Below are 24026 nucleotides of genomic sequence, written 5' to 3'. Positions count from 1 at the left end.
GGGGAAATCAGGGTTTCTTGTTGGGACGCTATCAATTAAAGAAAATAAAGATTACATCTGCGCCTGCAGAGTGAGAGGAAAAATATGTCTGCTGTCGTAAAACTGCCCCGCGTCCGGCATATAGCTGCCACAACACTTCTTTTGGCAGGCGGCGCTCTCGGCTCCCTATCAACAGCAGAAGCGACTCCTCTACAGGACAAGCAGGGCACATGGACCCTTCAAGGGGAAAATGATGCTGTTTCCACCCTGAAATCCACATCTGACCAGTACTATACTAGTGGTCTCCGGTTAAACTGGACGTCCGGTACGGACACACTCCCAACCCCTATAGCCGCCATCAGCAAAGCTATCTGGGGGGAAGGTGTGCAGCGCATCAGCATGGGCCTGCAACAAATGATCTTCACGCCGCGCGATACGCAGTCGCCCAGCCCGTGGGCACCTGGGCAAGCACAAACCAGCCTTCTGCGTGACCGGCCTTATGCCAGTGTTCTTTTGGGCACCATTAACCTTATTAGTGATACGGATACGTCCCGCAGCGTATTCGGCATTCAGGTCGGGGTGATGGGACCCGCAGGGTTGGGTCGGCAGCTTCAGAATGGCTTTCATGGTGCCATTGGCGACACAAAAAACCAGGGCTGGAGTCATCAGCTCCAAAACCAACCTATTTTTCAGGTGCAAGGCGGACGGACGTGGCGCTTACCGCTCGTCAAGGTCGTCGGCATTGAAATGGACATGCTACCATCTGCCGACGCCGCTATTGGTGACTATCAAATTTATGGTCGCATTGGCGACATGATCCGGATAGGGCAGGGCCTTAATAGTGACTTTGGCATTCCGACCATTGGTGGGTCAGGCACGGACGGAACAGATGCCTACAAAGCGACACGCCCCTTTGCCTGGTATTTCTTCGGCGGCGTAACCGGGGAAGCTGTCGGCTACGATGCCACTCTCCAAGGCAATACAATGCGCAGCAATTCCCTGCACGTGAACAAAAAATGGGACGTCGGAGAAATTCACGCCGGGCTTGCCATCATGTTTTATGGGCTGCGTGTTTCTTACAGTCAGGTCTGGCAGACTCAGCAGTTTGATGGCGCAAAATCAGGCCTCTTTAACTACGGCTCTCTGATGGTGTCTGCTAAGTTCTAAAAGATAAGCCTAAAAAGTAAGCAATCGCCCAAAAAATAGGATGATATTTTTCGCATCTGACTAGTTTTTGTGGTTTTTGCGCAACTTTAGGAACTTTCTGCCTCATTCTGAGGCGTTGCCCTTCGTTTTATGTTGGCGTGACAGAAAGGACCATTTTACAGTCAATACCAGAAGCCCTCTGGTGTTTGATGGGAATGGAAAAGTCTGATGCTGCACATGAACGAAACACCGTCCGTCTGTAAAATCATTCCGTTTCAGATGGAAATTTTGTCACGGCACCGGGAGTATCTCTCCCGCTGGGTTGAAGCCGGACTCCCTATGGGCGTTTGTGATGCAGATGTATTTTCCGCATCCCAGCGCCAGCCCGGCCTTTCATCTGAATATGTGGTTATCTGGGTTCGAGAAACACCAGATCCAGCGTACAAGGTTTTTTCCCGGGGAAACCGATGGATTGTTGTCGATGCCATTCGCGAGCATCAACTCGGGCAATTCAGTTCTTTTGCAGACGCTCTCAACATGGTGCGCCCGGTTCTTCCCCGTCCGGAAAAAATTGTAGCGGCCTGATAGCAGCGCATTTGTTACAAAACACGCTCACTGCACTTCCTTTACGGTAGCTGCCAGAAGAGAATGCCCGTGTATTTACTCCAATGAGTTTCACGGGCCTATTGCACATATATTATATTATCGGCGTTCCGGGCTTTTCAGCCACGCTGTGTAATGTGCATTTTCTGCTCTTATCTCACTTTACGGGGCAGATACTTCATTTCAGGGATTGCGCATTAGCGTCTCTCCTGCTGCAAGGAGCAGGAGAAAGACATGCGTGCTCGACCTGAAGGAAGATGATATGACGACCATTACTCTCGCCCATCCTGATAGCACAGTCCATGAGGCGACAGCGGCGGCAATCATCCGGGTTCTCGAAGCGAACGACGTTGAACCAGAAATTGTGGTCGGGCCTAAAGCAGCACTTGGTCAGATGCTCAGCAATGGGGAGGTGGATCTTTACATCTCCGCTTGGCTGCCTGATCTGGATTCTGATCTTCTGACCTCGGGCGTAACGCCGTTAGGGCATCTGTTCAATCCGGGGGCATGCTGCTGCATTTCGCAGGAAGAAACAGCCATCACCTCCCTTGAGCATGTTGCTCAGACTACGCCGGACGACCTATCCCGAACCATTATTACGCCAGCCTCTTTGCAGCAGCAGGTTGAGCATATGATCAGCGCCTACGCTCTGGCGGAAGCGGGTTTTGCGCCAGAAATTATGGAAGATGAGCAAGCATTGGCCTCGCTTTCCCATAAGCTGGGAACTCAGGAACGCATCCTTATGCCGTTGATGCAGCCCTGTTTTCTCTTCCACCAAGGTGGCTTCCGCATCCTGACTGACCCTAAAAATGGAATGGGAAAAGAAATGGATGCGCGCATGCTTCTGCGCCCAGGCCTGGCAGAAGAACTTGACCGAGACCTCCTGGACGAACTGGACGAACTGATGCTGAGCGCCAAAGTGATCAGCGCCATGGATTACGCCATGCGCACGGAAGGCCTGACAGCTGACGAAGCTGCGGAATCCTGGCAACGGGGCAAACTGCTTCCGCGCTAAAGGAGGCTGTCTATGACCATGCCCGTTGAAACAGATACACGCGATACGGAACTAGCGGCTCAGTACGAAGCCTATCCCTATCCGGAACGTAACCCACAGGATGAGACAAAGCGACTTCTTATTGGAAGCCCCAGCCATCTGCGAGAAATAGATTATTGGGTGTTTGGTGCCCGTAGATCTCGCAGCAAACCGCTTCGCGCGTTGGTAGCCGGATGTGGAACGGGTGATGGAGCCATCATGCTGGCAACGCAGATGGCGCGTTCAGATCGTCCTGGAGAAGTGGTCTGCCTCGATCGTTCCCAACGGGCTCTATCTATCGCTCAAGCCCGTGCAACCACGCGTAAGCTTGAAAATATCCGTTTTATTCAGGGCTCTCTGAGCGATCTTGATAGCCTAAAGCTGGGCCTGTTTGATTACATAGATTGCTGCGGCGTCCTGCACCATCTCCCACACCCGGCAGCCACCCTGAAAAACCTTGAGCAGCTACTCGCTCCACATGGAGGGATGGGCCTTATGGTCTATGCCCCTTATGGCCGAACTGGCGTCTACATGGTGCAGGAGGCTCTTGAGCAACTGGCCCCCCATACCGAGGCTCCAGCAGCCCGACTGGATACAGCCAAGCGGGTTATGCGCTCTCTGCCTGCTACTGCGTGGCTGCGCCAGAACGGCAATTTTGGCGATCATCTGAGTGGCGGCGATGCTGGCCTCTATGATCTTCTGCTCAACCCGAGAGACCGCTCATACACCATCGGGGCTTTCCTTGATCTCTTGAACGGAGCGGGGCTTGAGCCATCCTGCCTTATGGAACCAGCACGGTATGACCCCACACTCTTTTTGCCGGACCCCAGACTAAGAAACCGTATCGGCGCGTTAGACTGGCGAGAAAAAGCGATTGTTGCAGAGGCACTGACGGGCAACATGGCCACGCATGTCGCTTATGTCGTTCGGCAGGGCGCACGAACGCCCCCTCCTGACTTCAATGATTTCCACGCTGTTCCTGTCATGCGGGAAATTCCAGGCGTAGAACTGGCAAAGCAGATGCGTGCGGATCATACGTTGCCATTTACCTTTGGTACGCTCGTTGTGCCCATACCACTTCCACCACAGGCAAGAGGCCTTCTGCCCTTGATTGATGGAAAACAGACAGTGGGGGATCTCGCCGCCATTCTGAGCACACGCGGCGTACCAGAAGATAAATTCCGAAAAATCTGGAAGGAAACGTTTTTAACGCTTGAAAGCCTGAACAGGGTGCTGCTTCAATCTCCCTTGTGAAACAGCATACTGGCTTAAACACGACACAGAATACCATTCGCACAGCGAACGCAGAGCGGCGTCCAATCATTATTTTTGGTGCCGCTTTGAAAAATGATGGGGTTCCCACCCCCGCGTTGCAGGACCGGGTGAGGGCAGCTTTAGCATTTGGAAAGCAGTATAAAAATGCTCTCTACATTCCTACAGGCAATGTGCCTCAAAACGGCGTAACCGAAGCAGATGTCATGACGGGTCTCCTTCTTAAAGGAGGCGTATCTGCGGAACACATAATAGCCGAGCAAACGGCAACAGATACTTTTGATTCCGTTGTGGCCTGCACTAAAATCTTACAAAAACAAGGCATTGGCGAGCAATCTGTCGCTCTAGCCACAAGCCCATATCATATGCCACGCTGCATGCTTTTGATGCGACTGGCTGGCTGGCGTGTGCAGCAGATCCCGTTTCCTTACAAAAATCTGCCCCAAACAAACCTGTTTCATAAAACCCTGATCATTGCGCATGAAGTGCTTGCCACTGGGTGGGATGCATTGCTCGTTCTGGGATGGCGTATTGTGCGCTAGAAAGCGGCAGCGTATCTTCCCCGCACATCCGTGAGGGTTTTGTTAGAAATGCAGGACACGGAGTGGCGATGAACTCGCTCCAGCCTGATCAGTGTCTTGCAAAAAGCGTCAAGCTGAATGCTTTTGAATTTTCAGCCCTATCCTCACTTGAACGTCTCTCATGTTTCTCAGGCTCATCCAGCCTGGAAAACCTTTAGAAACAGTAGGTAAAATGGCCGTTTACGCTTTTGTTTTTCCGGGACAGGGCAGTCAGTCCGTCGGTATGGGGGCTGAACTGGCCCAAGCTTTCCCCGCTGCCCGGGCTGTGTTCGAAGAAGTGGATGAGGCTCTGGGAGAACGCCTTTCCAAGACAATTTTTGAAGGCCCAATGGAAGCTCTGACCAGCACGGAGAACACGCAACCTGCGCTGATGGCAGTCTCCATGGCGGTTATGCGGGTTCTGGAAACCGAAGGTGGTCTGGATCTCGCCGCAAAGGTTTCTCTTCTGGCAGGTCATTCTCTGGGAGAATATGCCGCTTTGGCTGCAGGGCGTGCGTTCAGTATCTCAGAAGCAGCTCGCCTTCTTCGGCTTCGCGGGCAAGCCATGCAGAAAGCGGTGCCCGCAGGGCAGGGCGGCATGGCGGCCATTATTGGCGGCACCTTGGCTCAGGTGCAGGAAATCTGCACGGAAGCAGGAAAAGGAAGTGTTCTGGAAATTGCCAATGATAATGGCGGCGGCCAGATCGTGATTTCCGGTGCCATGGATGCCATTGATAAGGCCGTAGTCCTTGCCAAGGAAATGAAGATCAAAAGGGCCCTAAAGCTGCCTGTATCGGCTCCGTTCCATTCCTCTCTGATGCGCCCTGCAGAAGACGTTATGGCGGAAGCCCTTGCAAAGGCTGATATTGCCAGCCCAATCGTGCCGGTAATTGCCAACGTGACGGCCGAACGGGAAACCGATGCCGATACGATTCGGACCAACCTGACCAAACAGGTAACAGGCCGGGTCCGGTGGCGCGAAAGCGTGGAAGCCATGAGCGGGTCGGGAATTGATACGTTTGTGGAAATTGGTGCAGGAAAAGTTCTTTCCGGCCTGATCCGTCGCATTGATCCAGAAGTCAGCGCGCTTTCCGTCGGCACACCTGCCGATATCGAATCGCTCTTAAAATCTTTTTAAAACAATCGGATAGAGTTTTATGTTCAAGCTTGATGGCAAGGTTGCACTGATAACGGGAGCCTCTGGCGGCATCGGGGGCGCCATTGCCGCGACCCTGCACGCCCAGGGCGCAACAGTCGTGCTTTCTGGCACGCGGGAAGAAGCCCTAAAAGCGCAGGCGGAAAAACTGGGAAACGAGCGCGTTTTCTACGTCACTGCCAATCTCTCGAACCCCGCAGAAGCGGATGCATTGGTCAGCAAAGCGGAAGACCAAGCAGGCAAACCCATTGATATTCTTGTCAACAACGCAGGACTTACGCGAGATACGCTGGCTCTGCGCATGAAAGATGAAGACTGGGATCAGGTCCTGAATGTCGATTTGTCTTCCCCTTTCAGGCTGTGCCGGTCTGTTCTGAAAGGCATGCTGCGTCGGCGTGCCGGACGAATTGTGAACATTGCCTCAGTGGTCGGAGCAACAGGCAATGCTGGGCAGGCCAACTATTCAGCCGCAAAAGCTGGCATGGTGGGCATGAGCAAATCCCTTGCGCAGGAAGTTGGCTCCCGCGGCGTTACGGTAAACGTGGTCGCTCCGGGCTTCATTGTAACCCCAATGACAGACGTTCTGCCGGACGCCCAGAAGGAAAAGCTGCAAAGCCAGATTCCGTTGGGCCGCCTTGGAAAACCAGAAGACATTGCCGCAGCTGTACTTTATTTGTGCTCGGATGAAGCCGGATGGGTTACAGGAGCGACCCTGCATGTTAATGGTGGCATGGCTATGATCTGAAGGCAGCCTGCATGTATAACGCATAACAGGTCGTGCAAAACGCTTTCAGATGTGGCAGACAGTTTCCGTAATTGGTGCTGGCCAGTCCATCTGGAAGAGCCTTCATACGGTTCATCTTGGCTTGAACCAAAGAAACGTGCTATGCGCCCGCAGCCTTGTTTGCAGGACTGAAGCCCTTCGCTTCATCCGGATGCACAACAGGGAAGCTGGCAAATTAAGCGCCTAGACAACTTGCCCCTTTTTCTCATGGGCATATAGGAAGCAGAGACAGATGAGCGAAATCGCTGATAAGGTTAAGAAAATTGTGGTCGAGCATCTCGGCGTCGAGGAAAGCAAGGTCACGCCGGAAGCGTCGTTCATCGACGATCTGGGAGCAGACAGCCTTGATACCGTTGAACTCGTGATGGCTTTTGAAGAAGCTTTCAACGTTGAGATTCCGGAAGACGCTGCTGAAAAGATCGCCACTGTCAAAGACGCGATTGACTACATCGAAAAGCAGAAAGCGGCCTGATCAGGCCTTTTTGCCAAGCAATATAAGGTCCCTCTTTCCGTGAGGGACCAAACAGATTCAAGCGGGGAGCGGGCTGGTTTGTTGCAGTCGGCCGGAGCAAATTCGGGCCGGAGACGCGTTGTCGTCACCGGTATGGGCATGGTGGGGCCGCTTGGCCTCGGTGTCGAAAACGTATGGTCACGTCTGATTGCAGGCGAAAGCGGGATTGGCAGGATCACGCATTTTGACCCTAGCGATCTTCCTGCACAGGTAGCGGGACAGGTTCCGGAAGGACCGACCGCTGAAGGAAAGCTTACGCTTTCTGAATGGATACCTGTCAAAGATCAGCGCAAGATGGACCGCTTCATTCACATGGGGCTGGTTGCTGCGACGGAAGCTGTGGAAGATTCCGGTTGGAAACCGCAGACTGAAGAAGAGAAATGCGCCACCGGCGTCATGATCGGATCGGGAATCGGCGGTCTTCAGACCATCTACGACGCCTCGATCACGGTGCATGAAGGCCGCGCCAAGCGTCTTTCACCCTTCTTTATCCCGTCTGCCCTGATCAATCTGGTATCTGGGCATGTGTCCATCAAATACGGATTTCAGGGGCCAAACCACTCTGTGGTGACAGCCTGTGCAACCGGTGTGCATGCCATTGGGGATGCAGCCCGTATCATCATGTTTGGTGATGCTGACGTGATGGTTGCAGGTGGAGCCGAGGCAACGGTCTGCCCACTGGGAATTGCAGGTTTCTGCTCAGCCAGAGCCCTTTCTACCGGCTTCAATGAAACACCGGAAAAAGCCTCCCGCCCTTGGGACAAAGACCGTGATGGCTTTGTTATGGGGGAAGGGGCTGGTGTTGTGGTGCTGGAAGAATACGAGCACGCAAAAGCTCGTGGCGCCAAGATTTATGCCGAAATCGTCGGTTACGGCATGTCAGGCGATGCGTACCACATTACTGCTCCGGCTGAAGGCCACTATGGCGCCTTCCGCGCGATGCGTTCTGCCCTGAAAAGCGCAGGCGTTACGCCAGCAGATATTGGCTACGTAAATGCTCACGGCACATCCACCATGGCGGATGACCTTGAGCTTGAAGCCGTTGAACGTCTGTTCGGTGATGATGCCCGTAAACTGGCCATGTCTTCCACCAAATCTGCAACCGGGCATCTGCTTGGCGCAGCCGGTGCGGTGGAAGCCATGTTCTGTATGCTGGCTATTAGGGACAATGTGGTTCCTCCCACACTGAATCTGGATAACCCATCCAGAGAAAGCGTGATTGATCGTGTGGCACACACTGCGCAGCAGCGTCAGGTGAATGTCGCTCTTTCAAACAGCTTCGGGTTTGGTGGCACCAACGCCAGTCTGGTTGTACGCGGCGTCTGACTTCGCTCTGTTATTCCTTTGCAAGAAGGAATAAATAAGACGCCATGCGTAAATTCTTCTTTCTCCTGTTTCTTCTGCTCTTTTTTGGAGTGGGAGGAACAGGATTAAAAGCGTGGCAGGACTATCACGGTTCTGGTCCGCTTGCTCAAGATACGGATGTGGTTATTCCACATGGCGATTATCAGAGCACCATTCACACCCTGCAATATGCTGGCGTTCTCAAACAGGGATGGTGGACTGAGCGCTTAGCTCTGAGCGCAATTTTGCTAACCCGGCATGATGGACAACTTCACGCCGCAGAACTGCATTTCCCTGCGTTTACATCAATGGAACATGCATTCTGGATTTTGCGTCATGGCAAGCCAGTTCTTCACAAGATTACCATTCCGGAAGGCCTGACTGCGCATCAGATTCAGGCGCTCGTTCAAGCCGCCCCTTTCTTGATCGGGGACACTCCTCTGCCACAGGAAGGCAGTATTCTGCCAGAAACTTACAGCTATCTACGCAACAGTAGCAGAAGCGCCCTCATGGATCGGGCACATGCCGCCATGGTAGCCACAGTCTCTAAACTGTGGACCGGCCGGCAAGACACTGGCTTAATTGCAGATCAGCGCGCCTTTGTGACACTGGCTTCTCTGGTAGAAAAAGAAACAGCGCTTACGTCAGAACGCCCGATGGTTGCCAGAGTCTTTCTTAACCGTCTTGAAAAAGGCATGCGGTTACAGACAGACCCAACCGTTATTTATGCCCTGACCAATGGCAGCCCGCCTTTGGGGCGACCTCTGACCCACACGGATCTGCAAATATCCAGCCCTTATAATACCTATGCGGTCACGGGTCTTCCGCCGGGCCCCATCTGTTCGCCCGGGCTTTCATCGCTCCAGGCCGTTGCTCATCCTGCAACAGGAGAGATGCTTTACTTTGTCGCCAATGGGGAAGGGGGGCACAATTTTGCCGCTACGCTTGCAGACCACAACAGGAACGTATCTCTCTTTCGACAGAAGAAAGAACAACCGCCTATTTCTGGGCCCGCGCCTCTCTGAAAAAAGCTCCCGAATAAGAGACAACGCGTGCCCTTTTTCTCATCGCTTCCCAACGATAAAAGACCAGAGCGAGATGTCAGCCTCTGAAGAATGACGAAAAATTTTCGACATTGGAACGGGGGATTTCATCATATGTGCAGAACCATCTGGTAACTCAGGCCCGTCATACTCTGACGCAAACAGCTTCCCGTTTACTTTCAAACGACTTCTGAGTCTGAACGCGCAGGAAGGAACGGGAATGACTTCGGTTCTCCCGCCCTTTCTAGTCCTGATATTAAGATTGCGCGCGTCGCACTATTTTCCGGTTTTGAGCGGCGCAAGAGTTTCGTGCTGCACTGCACCAGAACTGGACGGTGTGCCAGAATTATAGTTCGGCACAGTATCCGCGTCATTGGTCGGCTGAAACGCTGGGGTTGATTGCGTTGTTTTACCGCTTGTGGAGGCTGGCGTGGCAGATGACAGTTTACCGTATCGGGTTAACACGCTGCGCAGCGGGTCCGCACCAGCGTTGTTGACGCGCATGGAAACCACAATGTCTTCTGGCCCAACGCTCTGGCCATAATATTTGCGGTTGGAATCACTATTCACTGTCAGTTTGGTACCACCCAACGCAGCCCCAGCAAACACACCCTGAGATTTCTGCGCCACCAGAATATCCGTATTCCGAGCGCCAGCATTCCCGCGCTCTACATTGCTGCTGAGTGTTGCAAAAGAGACCCCTGCGTTTGCGCCAAACTGGAACTGGCTATCCAGCAGGGCCTGCAGGCCACGGTCTGTCATGACAAAAAACATGGCCTGAGAGTTCTGCACGCCCAACTGCAGCCCGAAGGATGCCGTGCTGAGCGTATAAAATGCAGGATCAGACCATGACCCACGAGCGTCCCTTGCCAGAAGAAGGCACCCACCTCCCGCGCCGCCAAAGGCGATGGACATCCGGAAAATAGAAGGACAGACCATGACCGCACGGGCCTTGGCAAGATTGACCGCTACGGCGCTTTGAGGCGTGGCTCCCACAAAAATATCCTGAACCGTAAGAGCTGCCTTATCGACCAGCGTCTGAACAGTTTCAGCGGCATTGGCATTGACAGGAGCGCTCGCCAGAGCTGTCACCATACCTAGAGCCAGAGAAAAAGAAGTAAAACGATAAACAGACCGCATGCGGGTGGTCTCCATTATGGGCCGCAATCATGGGCCACGACAAAAGCAGGATTTTATGGCGGCAGAATGGCCTGAAGGATAAACCTTTCCTCTGTTTTCTACTCCAACGGAATCGAGACAGCTTTTGAAAGAGCGTCGGCAATATGGGGGTTGGCGGCAAGAATGGTTGCAGGGCCCGTCAAACCGCCCGTGCGCAGGAAAGGCGACACTCTCGCCCCCGCTTCAGCCAGCAGGGGGAGTGCAGCCGCCACATCCCACAGATTGATAACAATTTCTATATAACCGTCCAGCCGTCCGCAGGCGACATCCGCCAAGGCAAGGGCCCCGGAACCACCAGAGCGCGGCATGGCTCCCAGATCCATGATGGCGTCAATCTTTTCCATGAACACGGGCTTTGGAACCCTATTGCTCCATCCCATTTCAATCATGGCGCTTGCCGGGTCTGTAACAGGAGACGCCTGAATACGTTTGCCATTCAGAAAAGCACCATGGCCGCGTAAGGCGGTATAGACTTCTCCCAGCGCCGGGGCTTCAATCACGCCCGCTATGGGATCATCTCCATCCAGAAGCCCCAGAGACACGCACCAGCGACTTCTCCCGCGGGCATAATTGGAGGTTCCGTCAATCGGGTCCACCACCCAGCGCAACTGGCCTGCACGGGCCACGCCGCCTTCTTCACCCTGAAAGCCGTCGTCTGGGAAAAGGGCTTTCATACGCTCGGCAATAAACGCTTCAACCGCACCGTCTGTCTCTGTCAACCAATCCTGAGCGGCTTTCTGCTTACCTGCCGGGCCACCTGGCGGCGGACGCATGGACATGGCCAGACAGGCCGCATCATGTACCACGGCCCGAGCGGCTTCCAAACGACAGGCAATAGCCGGATTGGGTGAGGACATAGAAACACAACTCCAAAAAACAGACGTATGGTGGCGTGCACCATAACGGGAAGTGCCTTGCGAAGCGACACCTGTGCGTACAAAAGCAGGATCGCTTTACAGACAAGCCCTGAACCCACGGCAAGGAGGCTGGATTTTGCCCTTTATGAGAACAGACCAGTGGCAGACAGGTATCATCCGTGCCTCCATGGCCTCCATACTTCAGGCGGGAACACTCGAAGGATTTTCTCCTCACTGGATCGGAAATGATCATGGGCTGCGGTTTCTGGCAGACCCGTTTGGTCTATGGCACGAACAGAACCTGTATGTTTTTGCCGAAGCTTATGATTACCGGACCAAATGCGGCAAAATAGACATGCTTCAGTTTGATGCCTCTTTTCGGTTTGTTCGCCGCGCACGGGTGCTGTCGGAACCGTGGCATCTTTCCTATCCGGTTGTTTTCCAACATGACGGCGCATTCTGGATGCTTCCCGAAGCACACCGCTCCGGAACACTAAGCCTTTACCGCGCCGCTCATTTTCCGGATAGGTGGGAGAAAATTGGCCATTTCTCTTTTCCGGTTGCAGCCATTGATGCATCGCCCATTTTCTTCAAAGGGTTATGGTGGATGTTTTTCAGCCCTCCGGGCTCAGCTCGCGAAAAAAAATCCATGCTGTGTGCAGCTTTTTCCGAGCATCTTACGGGCCCTTGGCGCTTGCATCCTGCCAACCCCATCCGTGAAAATCTGGCTAGCGGCAGACCAGGCGGAACCCCCATCATTGATGGGGACGACGTACTTCTTCCTACGCAGGACTGCACAAAAACCTACGGTGGTGCGATCTCTATTGTCCGTATTTCTGGCCTAAGCCCCACATCCTGCACCACCTCTGTGACCACCAGACTTGTAGCTCCCCCGGCTTTTCGCCCATGGACGGATGGTCTGCATACCCTTTCGGCCGCCGGAGACGTGACATTGATTGATGCAAAACACATCAGCCATTCACCGCTCCGTCATGTGCATGATGTCAAACGGTGGCTCCAAAAAACAGCCACGCGCACAAGCCCCTGAAGATCTGGCTATGCTGCCTGAAACACTTTGCACGCAAAGCCTCAGGAAAATCCGCATGCGCTAGCGCGGCGAATTTCTAGCGATACAAGGCTTTCGGCCAGCGTCTGTGCAGCCACAACCAGCTTTCGGGTTTGCGCCTGATCCAGCTTTCCAGACGATCATTCACCATTTGCACAAGGGTTTCCAAATCCCGCTGCTTATCGCCAGTATCAGGCAAGGTCATGGGCGGTTCCACAACAATTCGCAGCCGCGCTGGTCCTAGTCGTTCTACATATCCAGGAATAACCGGACACCGATATCGCAGAGCCATAGCCGCTAGAGCAGGGGCGGTCATGGCCGGTTGACCAAAAAAACGCGCCTCTACGCCGTCATTCATTTTCTGATCGACAAGCATCCCCAAGCGGCCACCTTTGGCAACATACACCAACGCTTCCCGCGCGCCGCGTGCCCCTTTGGCAAAAAGAGGCATGGGGGTAGGCGCCATTGCCGCATCACGCAGCTTACGGATCATATCATCAATCAAGGGATTACCGGCGGCCCTGTAAAATGACGCAAATGGCGTACCATGCCGTGCAACGCCGGGGGGGAGCATTTCCCAATTGCCAATATGACCGGAAACAAACAGAACAGAGCCTCCGCGACGAGCTTGCTCCAACAGATGTTCGGCCCCCTGAACTTCAAATCCCGGGCCAGAGGGGGTGTTTTCCTGCAAGCGCGAGAGGTGAGGCAACTCGCCAACCGTACGCCCCAAATTCTCCCATACACCTTTGACAATCAGCTTTCTCTGCGGACGTGTCAGGCTTGGCATGGCAATTTGCAGATTGCGATCAGCCACCTTGGAAACAGGCAGCAACGGCCCAACAAAACGAGTAACACGACCAGCAAAATTGGATGCTTTGACTGGCCCCATTTTCAGGAACGCACCAAGCAGACAGCGCGCAACTGCGGCCTCCACCCTCATGAGAGCCGTTATCTCTCCTTTACTCATCTGGTTGTTCCTGAAGAAAAAAGGCGATCAAGAAGCCTTTCTGGTTCCATCTCATCATCCCATTTCAATCCCACCCCCACAACCTGAACACGGGACCGAAAAGAAGCCGGGAGACGCACCGCATCTTTGGGCGTTGTAACCAACTGCGCACCGTCTTGCTCGGCAAGAGTAATCAGGCGCTCCAAATCCCGCGCCTTATAGAAATAATGATCAGGAAAGGCGAGGCTTTGGGAGAGCATGACCCCGGCCTCACTCAATCCCTCAAAGAATTTAGACGGCCGCCCCAGTCCGGCAAAGGCAACGCACGGTGTGTCTTTTAACGCTGCAATATCTGCCCTATCTGGCTGAAGGGCGGCACGCAGAACCGGCCCGCACGCCGCAAGTTCTCGTTTATAGCGGGCCAGAAAGCCTGTTCTATCCGGCCCGATGAGAAGAACAGCAGAGGCACGCGCTAATGCCCTTTGCGCCCGTTCACGCAAAGGGCCTGCGGGAAGAACGTGACCATTCCCCAAGCCGACAATGCCATCAACGCTCAACAGCGACACATCTTTGTGCAAACCGGGATTCTGAAACCCATCATCCATAATCAGACATTGCGCGCCTGCATTGATAGCAGCACGTGCGGATGCGACACGATCACCGCCCACCCACGTCGGACAGTGGGTCGCCAGCAGCAGGGATTCATCTCCCACATCGCTAATTGTGTGCAGGGCCGGATCTACCCTTGTGGTCACCTTGACCTTGCCACCATACCCACGGATCAGCGCGTGAACGGCTATTTTCCGGTTCTGCAACCGTTTTACCAGATCCAGCACGACTGTTGTCTTGCCGGTACCTCCGGTTGTTATATTCCCACAGCATAAAACAGGGATGGGGGCTTTCCACCCCTTTTTCGCCTGCCTGTTGTCCGCCCAGGCAGACACTACTGCAGCTATCGGTGAAAGCACGAAGGGCAACCATTTTGCCTCGGGATTCTGCCAAAAACTAGGCGGATGGATCATGACTTCAGCAGGTCCAGAGCGCGGCTGGTCAAACGGTCCACAAGATGTTCATTGGCGGCGGAAACACGCTCCTTGCTCGTTGCGGCGTTATGCGCACGCAGTGCGGGATCTGCGAACATCTGTCTGACCCATTGAGCAAGATCAGTAGCCGTTTTCACCACGGCCACACTATTCCCCAACTTCTGGAACGCCTCTTCAAAATTATGAACCAACGGGCCTGTTGCCAGCGCGCAATTCAAGCGCGCCGGTTCAAACGGATTATGGCCGCCACCACCACCTTTTACGCCCGGAAGGCTGTTTCCAATAAACACCACGTCCGCCAGACGATAGAAAAGACCAAGTTCGCCTAACGTATCGCATATCCAGACAGCGTCCGCCTTCTGCGGCACCATTCCCAAAGAACGCCGAGGCACACCCGAAAAAAGTGCGCCAACCTCAGCACCACGCTCCGGATGCCTGGGCACAATAAGCGTCAAAAGATCTGGTATTTCATTTTGCAGAGTCTCAAGCGCTTTCCGGATAACGTGCTCTTCACCCTCATGAGTGGACGCGGCCAGAAATACAGGACGCCCCGCTAACTGTGCTCTAAGCGCCTGCAATGCCTCTTTCTTCACAGGAAGAGGGCTCGCAACCGTTTTCAAATCTCCGCTCGCCAGTACTGTCCGAGCGCCCAGTTTCTCAAAACGCTGCGCATCTTCCAAAGCCCGAGGAGCAATCCATGCAAAACGTTCCAGCATCCGTTTCGCAATCCGTGGCACTTTCTGCCATTTACGGAAAGATGCAGCTGACAACCTGCCATTAACCAAAGCCACCGGCAGGTTGCGCTCATGACACAGTCCAATCAGATTGGGCCATAATTCGCTTTCTGTGAAAATAGCGGCCTGCGGTTGCCAGTAACCGAGAAAACGTTTGCCCCATCGCGGAACATCCAACGGAACGAACTGATGGATGACACGCGCCGCATCAGCCATTCGTTGCTCAACCATTCGGGCCGCTGTCACTGTGCCCGTTGTGACTAACACCGTGAGCCGAGTATTCTGGCATAAACAGTTTTCAACCAACGGCAGAATGGACACGACTTCTCCGACACTGGCTGCATGAAACCAGATCAGCGCCCCCGTTGGCCGCGATCGAGACGCAAACCCCATTTTTTCCCGCACACGGGCTGCGACTTCTTTGCCGCGCGTCTGCCGCCACCTCAGAAAAAAGGGTAATGCCGGAGCAAGAACTGTAGCAACCGTAGCCCACAGCCGCGATGGCATGAGATCGAGCGGTTCGGGGCGAAATTCTTCTGTCGGGGCCTGATGCGTAACGGTTCTACAACGCATGGCGGCCTCAGCCTTGTCCATCGCGTCCGTAATGGCATCTGATAAAATCTGTCCGGCTTCCTCCGCACCTCTTCCGTCAGCATTAAGATGGAAAAGAGGAGCACCGCAGACAAAACGACCGTTCCCGAAGGGCACGGGAATAATCATTCTGTCCCAGGATTTCAGGCGAAAGCCGGAACATGTTGCGCCTATAGGCACGATAGGCATTTTTACCATTGCCGCCAGCGCAGCCGCCCCTTGCTGTGCCTGTCGACGCGGACCACGCGGACCATCTGGCGTTATGGCAACAATACCACCATGGCGTAATCTGGCACGCATACGCCGGATTGCAGCCGCTCCGCCTTTATTCTTGCCGCGCGTGTCAGATGAGCCCGCAATGGACCATATGCGCCATGGGCCAACAATATCGGCAATCAGCCGACCATCCTTATTACGGCTTATCAGCACATGTAAGCGTAACGTAGGGTTCTGCGGCTCCGCCCACCACCAGAGAGCAGGTGTTAACGGCAGAGCTTCATGCCAGAACGCCACAATGGCCGTATGCCCGTCCTGCGCAGTCAACAGCCTACGGGCCGCTGGGTCCACGGTAAACGTCCAGCGCATGGTGCGCAGTGTCAGCCCCAGATAGCCTCTGACCGAAGAAATCAGGATCTTGCGCAGAAGAGAACTGGAGGAAAAACGAAATGCCGTCACGCCAGATTGCCTCCGGCGCTAAAGCAACTTCCTCCTGAAGGCAAAACCTTCCGGTTGTTCGTTCAGAACAGCAGGTTGATAGGCGACGGTAAAAGCCTCGTGCGCTTTCTGCCATACAGAAGCATCCACGCCTTCCGGCACAACAACGCTATTGACGCCACACCGGAGCAGAAATTCATACTGATCAGGCAGGATATGCCCGCCGGCACGAATTTCACCTTTGAAGTGCAGGTGCTCACGCAAGGCTCGGGCCTGTGTAAACCCGCGTCCATCCCGGAAAATCGGGAACGTAACCTGCACACAGGACAGGCGGGGCAGGGCGACACGCAGGTCTTCCACCTGATCTCCTGCGTTCAGCAGGACACCTAGACGGCCATCACCGTTCCGGCCCAATCCCTCTGCCAACCGCGCCAGAGGCACCAACACATCACCTGAAGGCAGGCTCTCGCCTTCAATGGCAATCTGCCAGTTATCGTCTTTAATTTGGCCGTTCTCAAGCAGTGGCATACGCGGCGTCCTTGAATGGTGCTGTGCCTAAACGGCGGCACGTTTCAATAAACTGCTCACCCGCCGTCCTTCTGGCAAGATACGTATCAATGATCCGGGCGATTGCATCAACCGTTTCATCTTCGGACATGGCTGCCCCGATAATCTGGCCAATTGAAACCGTATCCTGATCCGCAGCTCCTCCCAGTGTGATCTGGAAGGCTTCCTCACCCCGTTTATCCACCCCAAGAATGCCAATATGCCCGGCATGATGATGCCCGCAGGCATTGATGCACCCGGAGATATTCAATCGCAGAGGGCCGATTTCCCGCTGTAGATCAGGGCTTGCAAAGCGTTCGCTCAGTTTTTGCGCAATAGGAATGGAGCGCGCATTGGCCAGAGCGCAGTAATCAAGGCCAGGGCAGGCCACGATATCGGTAATAAACCCGACATTCGCCGTGCCCAGCCCATTCTGCTCAAGCGTCTGCCACAAGCCATAAAGCTTGTCCTGCCGCACATGCCCCAGAACAACGTTCTGCAGATGGGTGATCCGCAACTCACCAAAGCTCAGTTGATCCGCCAGATCCGCTAGCAGATTCATCTGCGAGGATGTCACGTCTCCGGGAATTCCGCCTGCAGGCTTGCAGGAAATTGTTACCGAAACATATCCCGGCTGTTTATGCGCGTGCGTATTGGTGCGTACCCAGAAATCAAACGCCCGATCCGCTTTACGCTGCTGGGCAAGCTTTTCCGCAGCCTGACCCGCCGGATCAAAATCAGGCACGCCAAACCGGGCCCGAATAGCCGCCACAATCCTCTCATCAAGCCGGTAGCGCGCCCGATCCATGGCAACAAATTCTGCGTTCACACGATCCCGGAACTCATCCACACCCAAGGCCTGCACCAGAATCTTGATGCGGGCCTTATAGATGTTATCGCGTCGGCCAAATTCGTTATAAACGCGCAGAATAGCTTCCAGATAAGCAATCAGATCTTCTTCAGGCAGATCGTCACGCAGCTTTACACCGACAATCGGTGTCCGCCCCAAACCGCCACCAACATAGACCTCAAATACCGGTCGGCCGTTTTCACCGTTGCGGGCCATCAACCCAATATCGTGAAAGCGTGCCGCCACCCGATCCTGCGGGCTGCCAGAAATTGCAATCTTGAATTTACGTGGCAGAAACGTGAATTCCGGATGCAGAGTGGACCATTGCCGCAAAATTTCCGCATGCACTCTTGGGTCGAGCACTTCATCAGCAGCCGCGCCGGCAAACTGATCTGCCGTCACGTTCCGGATGCAGTTGCCACTGGTTTGAATGGCATGCATATCCGCATCGGCCAGAAGTGCTAGGATATCCGGGGTATCTTCCAGCCTGATCCAGTTAAACTGAATATTCTGCCGCGTGGTGAAATGGCCGTAATCACGGTCATATCTCTGGGCGATCTGGGCAAGAGCACGCATCTGCCCGGAATTGAGAATACCATAGGGAATAGCCACACGGAGCATATAGGCGTGCAATTGAAGATACAGCCCGTTCATGAGACGAAGCGGCTTGAATTCTTCCTCTGTCAACGCACCGGAAATGCGCCGTTCCACCTGATCCCGAAACTGAGCCACACGCTGCTTGAGAAACGTGCGGTCAACCTCATCATAGGCATAATGCCCGACAGGCAAGGGAGAATGAGGGGCGTGAGACATGATAAAAAGAGACCTTGGTTAACGTCGCGGATCAGGCGGGAGAAACGGCAGGATGCTCCTGCCATTCAGGCGTAAAGTCTGGATGCACGCTGGGGCCGCCAGCCCGAATGCGTTCACGGCTGGTGATGGGCACCGGCCCACTGGCCGTAACAGTGACCTGCACGCCGTAGACACCAACCAGTTCATTATCCTGCGCGCTTGCTATCTGCTGCTTCAGGGCATCCTCAATGTCCGCATTTGAATAGACATGAGCGTGCCGAATGAAAGGGGACCATTCTCCATCGGCCGCCAACCAGACAATACGACCGTCAAGCAAACGATTGGCGGTAATCACGCTGGAACCTTCTGCGTCCCGGCGGTTATTTCTGCGGTCCATGAGAGGCACCTTTCTCGAACGACCCAAGTGGGCAAATTTTACACATAATGGTGGAGATTATCAAGATAACACGCTTTTGAACGATGGTTATCGACCACTCTCGCCCAAACGCATACCTTATCTGGATAATTCACACATCCTTGGCACTAGCTGTATCTTTTTCCATCCCGAAACAGGCGCGCACGGCTGATGTCGAGAACACCATAGCTCTCTGAAAGCACATTTTCTCCCGTATAATCGGGAATATGCACAGCGATGGTGCGATCTTTCAATCGAGCCAGATAATGCCGGTAGCCATTTCTCACTCCTTGGGAAGAAATGGGCACAGTCTGGCCCTGCACAAGATCGGCAGATGCGATCGTAATTTCAAAAGGTCGGATCATAGCATCAGCCGGACCTGGAGCGATCTCGGCAGCGACTGCAAACGGCAGAACTCCGTCTTCTTCCGGCGTGAACCACCCATCCTGCACGACACCACGGAAGGTAGCGGATTCTCCCAGAAACTCCATCACAAACGCGGTTGCCGGTTCCTTGTCCAACTCTTCCGGGCTGGCATCCTGCATGATGGAACCCTGTTGCATCACCACGATCCGGTCCGCCACTTCAAGCGCTTCTTCCTGATCATGCGTCACCAGAATGGTGGTCAGACCCAGCCGATCATGCAGGGAGCGTAACCACGAGCGAATGGTGCGCCTGACAATTGGATCAAGCGCCCCAAATGGCTCATCAAGCAGCAGCAGACCAGGCCCGGTCGCCAACGCACGCGCCAAGGCAACACGTTGCCGTTGTCCGCCAGAAAGCCGGGCAGGGTAAGCCTTGCCCATATCGGGCAACTGCATCAAATCCAGCAATTCCTGCACGCGGGCGGCAATCTCGCCTTGTGATGGCCGCATGGCCCGTGGCTGAACGTCAAGCCCGAAACTGATGTTGCGGGCCACCGTCATATGGGGAAACAGGGCGTAATTCTGGAAAACAAAGCCGATCTTGCGGGCTCTGTCCTGCATGTTCTCCACCTTCTGGCCATCCAGAAGCAGGGAACCACTTTCACACGTATCAAGGCCCGCAATCGCGCGTAACAATGTTGTTTTGCCTGCGCCGGATGGCCCCACCAACGCAACAAAAGCGCCAGTTGGTACATCCAGAGAAACATCATTGAGCAGCCGCTTGCGTGTACCCGGAGCACACCGCACCAGATTCTGGATTAAGACGCTCATGCCTGTTTTTCCCGCCAGCGGGTGATCCATTCCGGCACGGAACGCAGCAGAACCGCGCTCATCGCCATAGCAGCAAGAAGCGTTGCCATGGTGAAAGCCGCCACAGTCTGGTACCCATTATAAAGACTTTCAATATGCAACGGCATGGTCTCGGTCAGACCGGGGATATGCCCGGAAACAACTGAGACTGCGCCAAACTCCCCCATGGCACGCGCTGTTGTCAGCAAAATACCTGAAAATAGAGCCACCCGAGCACCCGGCAGAGTAACGCGCCACAGAATTTGCCAGAATCCGGCTCCGGCCAGCATCGCGGCCTCCTCAGCATCACGCCCCTGCTGCTCCATCAATGGCACCAGAGTGCGAACCACATATGGAAGCGTCACGAACAAAGTCGCCAGCATGATGCCCGGTACGGCAAAGGCAACGTGAATACCCGCCTGCTCAAGAGCCTGTCCCCACCAGCCTTGCGCTCCAAACAGCAATAACCACACCAGACCGGAAACCACAGGAGAAATGCTGAGCGGAAGCTCCACCAGGACGAGTAGGGCAGAACGCCCCGGAAAGAGATATTTTGTCAGCAACCATGCCGCGAGCACACCAAACAGCGTGTTGACCGCCACGGAAACAACACTGACTTCCAGCGTCAACCAGATAGCCGCAATACCATCCGGATCTTTCAATGTTTCAAGGGCTGGGCCTATCCCGTTTTTCAGGGCTTCGCTTACCACAACGGCCGGGGGCATCAGCAAAACAATGGCTATGACAGCCCATGAGACCACCCACAGAATGTAAGTTTTCACGCGGCATCTCCCCATGCAGAAAACTTCCGCCGCACCACACCCACAAGAGCAAGGGCTGCCAGAGATGTCAGCAACAGAACAAGGGCAATCGCTGTTGCACCGGGATAATCAAACTCCTGTAACCTGACCACCACCAGAAGGGGGGCGATTTCACTCCGGAAAGGCTGGTTGCCTGCAATAAAAATCACGGAGCCATATTCTCCAACGCCGCGAGCGAACGCCAACCCGAACCCTGTAATCAAGGCTGGAAGCAGTGGCGCCAGAATCACCCTGAGAACAATCTGCCAGGGCCGTGCGCCCAACAGCACCGCAGCTTCTTCCAGATCACGTGGAAGATTTTTCAACACAGGTTCAACTGTACGAACCACAAAAGGCAGTCCTACGAACATAAGAGCCAGAACAATACCGGGCCGACTGTAGGCCACCACGATACCGAGCTTGGCTAAAGGGGCGCCAAGCCAACCTTGCGGACCGTAAAGGGTAGCCAACGTAATACCGGATACAGCCGTAGGAAGCGCCAGTGGCAAATCGACCAAAGCATCAGCAACTCTACGCCCCGGCAGATCTCCCCGAACCAACGCCCAGGCAAGCAATAGTCCAATCGGAAGGTTGAACAGCGCCGCCAAGGCCGCAGAGGAAAAACTGGTCCAGAGAGCGGCAAACATGCGGGTATCATGCAGAGCGCCCACCACGGCACCCATGCCATCCTGCCAAGGACGGATCGCAAGTGCGCATAACGGCAGGACAATAAAAAAACCGGTCCACAACAGCGTTGCCGCGAGGGAAAGCCGATAACCGGGCAGGGCGGAATCACCACCCCGCAAAAAAGTGAGAAAAGTCTGCCTCATCACGTCAATGGCACTTCAAGGAACGGGCCTCTGGCCCTACTGGCACGCTCACATCGCAGCATTTGATCTGCGCCAAACACTGGAGCAGGTGAGGCGAAACATTAGCCATGTCACTTTCCTCAACGCACACCAAACCCGGTTCCTGAAAAGGCCAGAAACCGGGTTTCAAGCGGAAAAGTCTTACAAACTCGATCAGGAACGCGCGCGTGCTGCACCTGATAACGCCGTGGCGTCTTTCACGAAAGACGCAAGCGTTTTTATAACATTTTCCGCGCTGCCTGAGGCCGTCTTCAGATGAAGGGCAGGAGCCTGAGGTGCTTCATAGGGAGCATCAATCCCCGTGAAACCGCTGATCTTTCCAGACCGTGCTGCTGCATACAGTCCTTTAGGGTCACGCTGTTCACACGTGGAGAGATCAGCGTCCACAAAGACTTCTTCAAAACCTTCCCCAATGATCTGCCGGGCAAGAGCCCGATCAGACTGCAAAGGAGAAATCAGGGCGACCAGTACAACCTGTCCAGCATCCCGCAGAATACGGGCGACTTCAGCCGCGCGCCTCACGTTTTCGGTCCGGTCCACTTCCGAGAACCCCAGATCCTTGCACAGGCCTGTGCGCAGCGTATCCCCATCCAGCACCGTCACATCCAGCCCGGCGGCAAACAATGCAGCTTCCGCACCGCGCGCCAACGTGCTTTTTCCGGCACCCGAAAGCCCTGTCAGCCAGAACACGGCACCCCGATGCCCTTTGATCCGTTCGCGGTCCTGCAGGGTAACAGTGCTGGCACTTGGATGAATGACTTTTTCACCCGCCGCAATTGCAGCCGGACCAATCAACGGTGCCCCACCAACAATACGTTGCTGACGGTCAACCAACACGCCGCGCCCATCTGCGGTGCCCGGCACAAACGGATCAAACTGCACGTTTTCCGAGGCAGAAAGCGTGATTTCCGCGAAGCCTTCGGCGGGAACTTCTTCACCCGGCTGTTCGGTCAGATCTTCCAGATTCAGAACGGAATCAATGGACGTAACCGTTACAGCATGCTCTGCCGTAGCCAAACGCAGCTTGAAGCTTTCCCCAACCCGGAGAGGCTCCTGACGCAGCCAGAACAAACGCGTCCGAATACGGGACGCCTCAACCGGCGGTTCTTCCTGCAGATGGAGGAGATCGCCACGGTCTGGAATAACATCCGGCTCCAGCGTAACAGCAATGGACTGCCCCGCCACAGCAGCAACCTGCGGTGCAGTATGCCAGCTTTCAATGGATGCAATGCGCGCAGGGGTCTTCTGCGTTCCGATAATAACCGTATCACCAACGCGCACACGCCCACGCTCGATACGCCCGGCCACATAGCGCTTGTCGTTAAAGCGATATACGTCCTGCACCGGCAGACGTAGCGGCAGATTGGCACGTGACGCAGGTGAGGGAACCTGTGCCAGAGCCTCTGTCAGTGTCGGTCCATCATACCACGGCATACGCTCGGAACGGGAGGCGATATTATCGCCGTCACGAGCAGAAGCAGGCACGAACAGCGCGGCTTCCAGATCAAGCTTGCCAAGAAGTTCAGAAACAGACTGTTCAACTGCTTCAATCTTCTTCTGGTCAAAATCAAGCAGATCGACCTTGTTCAGCAGCACGATGACATGCCGGATTCCAATAAGATGCAGCAACATGGCGTGACGACGGGTTTGCTCACGCGCGCCTTCAGCAGCATCCACCACCAGAACGGCGGCTTCTGCATCTGCGGCACCCGTAATCATGTTGCGCAGGAACTGACGGTGTCCGGGCGCATCCACAATCACAAATTCCCGCCCACCCAGCAGGAAGGGAATGCGCGTCGAATCAACTGTCACACCCTGGTCACGCTCAATCTGAAGAGAGTCGAGCAGGAAGCTCCACTCGATCTTCAGGCCGCGCTTTTTGGATGACTCAATAATCTGGGCAACCTTACCTTCCTGAAGGTTGTCCGTGTCGTGAAGCAACCGGCCGATCAGGGTCGATTTTCCGTGGTCAACATGCCCCACAATAACAATAGGAGTTGCCGCGTCCTGAGACGAAATAACGTTTTGGCTCATGA

General features: G+C 54.6%; 23 protein-coding genes. 11 read left to right on the top strand and 12 right to left on the bottom strand.

Annotated features, from left to right (window positions below; all coding sequences use genetic code 11):
* Window positions 1–84: 84 nt before the first annotated feature.
* The 10 genes from AD948_RS10005 to mltG all read left to right on the top strand — a co-directional run bounded on the left by AD948_RS10005 (window position 85) and on the right by mltG (window position 9413).
* Window positions 85–1146, top strand: a complete 1062-nt coding sequence (locus AD948_RS10005) for a lipid A deacylase LpxR family protein (protein WP_006557898.1) — start codon at window positions 85–87, stop codon at window positions 1144–1146.
* Window positions 1147–1353: 207 nt separating this feature from the next.
* Window positions 1354–1710 (top strand): hypothetical protein, encoded by a 357-nt coding sequence (locus AD948_RS10000; RefSeq protein WP_006557899.1) that lies wholly within the window; start codon window positions 1354–1356, stop codon window positions 1708–1710.
* 280 nt (window positions 1711–1990) lie between these two features.
* Window positions 1991–2743 carry a glycine betaine ABC transporter substrate-binding protein gene (locus AD948_RS09995; protein ID WP_039903694.1) on the top strand — a complete coding sequence of 251 codons (753 nt, stop codon included), beginning with the start codon at window positions 1991–1993 and terminating at the stop codon, window positions 2741–2743.
* Window positions 2744–2755: 12 nt separating this feature from the next.
* A complete protein-coding gene (locus AD948_RS09990) occupies window positions 2756–4015 on the top strand; it encodes a class I SAM-dependent methyltransferase (protein ID WP_061471773.1) in 1260 nt (419 codons plus the stop codon).
* Window positions 4012–4575 carry a YdcF family protein gene (locus AD948_RS09985; protein ID WP_248845989.1) on the top strand — a complete coding sequence of 188 codons (564 nt, stop codon included), beginning with the start codon at window positions 4012–4014 and terminating at the stop codon, window positions 4573–4575. The genes AD948_RS09990 and AD948_RS09985 overlap by 4 nt, the downstream gene beginning before the upstream one ends.
* A 211-nt stretch (window positions 4576–4786) precedes the next feature.
* Window positions 4787–5731 carry an ACP S-malonyltransferase gene (gene fabD / locus AD948_RS09980; protein ID WP_061471771.1) on the top strand — a complete coding sequence of 315 codons (945 nt, stop codon included), beginning with the start codon at window positions 4787–4789 and terminating at the stop codon, window positions 5729–5731.
* A 19-nt stretch (window positions 5732–5750) separates the two neighbouring features.
* Window positions 5751–6494: a 3-oxoacyl-[acyl-carrier-protein] reductase gene (gene fabG, locus AD948_RS09975; protein WP_061471770.1), complete on the top strand. Its 744-nt coding sequence runs from the start codon at window positions 5751–5753 to the stop codon at window positions 6492–6494.
* A 271-nt stretch (window positions 6495–6765) separates the two neighbouring features.
* A complete protein-coding gene (locus AD948_RS09970; RefSeq protein WP_006557907.1) occupies window positions 6766–7005 on the top strand; it encodes an acyl carrier protein in 240 nt (79 codons plus the stop codon).
* A 78-nt stretch (window positions 7006–7083) separates the two neighbouring features.
* Window positions 7084–8370, top strand: coding sequence for a beta-ketoacyl-ACP synthase II (gene fabF, locus AD948_RS09965; protein WP_039903668.1), 1287 nt, complete (start codon window positions 7084–7086; stop codon window positions 8368–8370).
* 44 nt (window positions 8371–8414) lie between these two features.
* Window positions 8415–9413: an endolytic transglycosylase MltG gene (gene mltG / locus AD948_RS09960; RefSeq protein WP_061471769.1), complete on the top strand. Its 999-nt coding sequence runs from the start codon at window positions 8415–8417 to the stop codon at window positions 9411–9413.
* Window positions 9414–9707: 294 nt separating this feature from the next.
* Here mltG and AD948_RS09955 read toward each other — a convergent pair whose 3' ends face one another.
* The gene (locus AD948_RS09955) at window positions 9708–10571 is read right to left on the bottom strand and encodes a lipid-binding SYLF domain-containing protein (protein WP_039903671.1); all 864 of its coding nucleotides are present in this window, start codon (window positions 10569–10571) and stop codon (window positions 9708–9710) included.
* Between the two features lie 98 nt (window positions 10572–10669).
* Window positions 10670–11467 (bottom strand): inositol monophosphatase family protein, encoded by a 798-nt coding sequence (locus tag AD948_RS09950; protein ID WP_006557911.1) that lies wholly within the window; start codon window positions 11465–11467, stop codon window positions 10670–10672.
* 145 nt (window positions 11468–11612) lie between these two features.
* Here AD948_RS09950 and AD948_RS09945 point away from each other — a divergent pair, with 145 nt between their 5' ends.
* On the top strand, window positions 11613–12515 hold the full coding sequence (locus AD948_RS09945) for a glucosamine inositolphosphorylceramide transferase family protein (RefSeq protein ID WP_061471767.1): 903 nt from the start codon (window positions 11613–11615) through the stop codon (window positions 12513–12515).
* Between the two features lie 76 nt (window positions 12516–12591).
* Here AD948_RS09945 and AD948_RS09940 read toward each other — a convergent pair whose 3' ends face one another.
* The 10 genes from AD948_RS09940 to cysC all read right to left on the bottom strand — a co-directional run bounded on the left by AD948_RS09940 (window position 12592) and on the right by cysC (window position 24024).
* Window positions 12592–13503: a lysophospholipid acyltransferase family protein gene (locus AD948_RS09940; RefSeq protein WP_061471766.1), complete on the bottom strand. Its 912-nt coding sequence runs from the start codon at window positions 13501–13503 to the stop codon at window positions 12592–12594.
* Entirely contained in the window at window positions 13500–14501 is a 1002-nt protein-coding gene (gene lpxK / locus AD948_RS09935) for a tetraacyldisaccharide 4'-kinase (protein WP_408736065.1), read from the bottom strand. The genes AD948_RS09940 and lpxK overlap by 4 nt, the downstream gene beginning before the upstream one ends.
* Complete coding sequence (locus AD948_RS09930) at window positions 14501–16525, bottom strand: glycosyltransferase N-terminal domain-containing protein (protein WP_061471762.1); 2025 nt, start codon at window positions 16523–16525, stop codon at window positions 14501–14503. Before AD948_RS09930 ends, lpxK begins: the two co-directional genes overlap by 1 nt.
* Window positions 16526–16543: 18 nt before the next feature.
* Window positions 16544–17032 (bottom strand): DUF934 domain-containing protein, encoded by a 489-nt coding sequence (locus AD948_RS09925; protein WP_006557916.1) that lies wholly within the window; start codon window positions 17030–17032, stop codon window positions 16544–16546.
* Window positions 17019–18713, bottom strand: a complete 1695-nt coding sequence (locus AD948_RS09920; protein WP_061471761.1) for a nitrite/sulfite reductase — start codon at window positions 18711–18713, stop codon at window positions 17019–17021. Before AD948_RS09920 ends, AD948_RS09925 begins: the two co-directional genes overlap by 14 nt.
* Window positions 18714–18744: 31 nt before the next feature.
* On the bottom strand, window positions 18745–19089 hold the full coding sequence (locus AD948_RS09915) for a DUF2849 domain-containing protein (protein ID WP_061471759.1): 345 nt from the start codon (window positions 19087–19089) through the stop codon (window positions 18745–18747).
* 146 nt (window positions 19090–19235) lie between these two features.
* Entirely contained in the window at window positions 19236–20303 is a 1068-nt protein-coding gene (locus tag AD948_RS09910; protein ID WP_061471756.1) for a sulfate/molybdate ABC transporter ATP-binding protein, read from the bottom strand.
* Window positions 20300–21118, bottom strand: a complete 819-nt coding sequence (locus tag AD948_RS09905) for a sulfate ABC transporter permease (protein WP_061471754.1) — start codon at window positions 21116–21118, stop codon at window positions 20300–20302. The genes AD948_RS09910 and AD948_RS09905 overlap by 4 nt, the downstream gene beginning before the upstream one ends.
* Window positions 21100–21951, bottom strand: a complete 852-nt coding sequence (cysT, locus tag AD948_RS09900) for a sulfate ABC transporter permease subunit CysT (RefSeq protein WP_061471752.1) — start codon at window positions 21949–21951, stop codon at window positions 21100–21102. The genes AD948_RS09905 and cysT overlap by 19 nt, the downstream gene beginning before the upstream one ends.
* Window positions 21952–22143: 192 nt before the next feature.
* Window positions 22144–24024 (bottom strand): adenylyl-sulfate kinase, encoded by a 1881-nt coding sequence (cysC, locus tag AD948_RS09895; protein ID WP_061471750.1) that lies wholly within the window; start codon window positions 24022–24024, stop codon window positions 22144–22146.
* Window positions 24025–24026: the final 2 nt, after the last annotated feature.

Source organism: Acetobacter senegalensis, from assembly GCF_001580995.1.
GTDB lineage: Bacteria > Pseudomonadota > Alphaproteobacteria > Acetobacterales > Acetobacteraceae > Acetobacter > Acetobacter senegalensis.
Note: the sequence above shows the minus strand (reverse complement) of the source record. Positions and strands in the feature narration are given on the sequence as shown.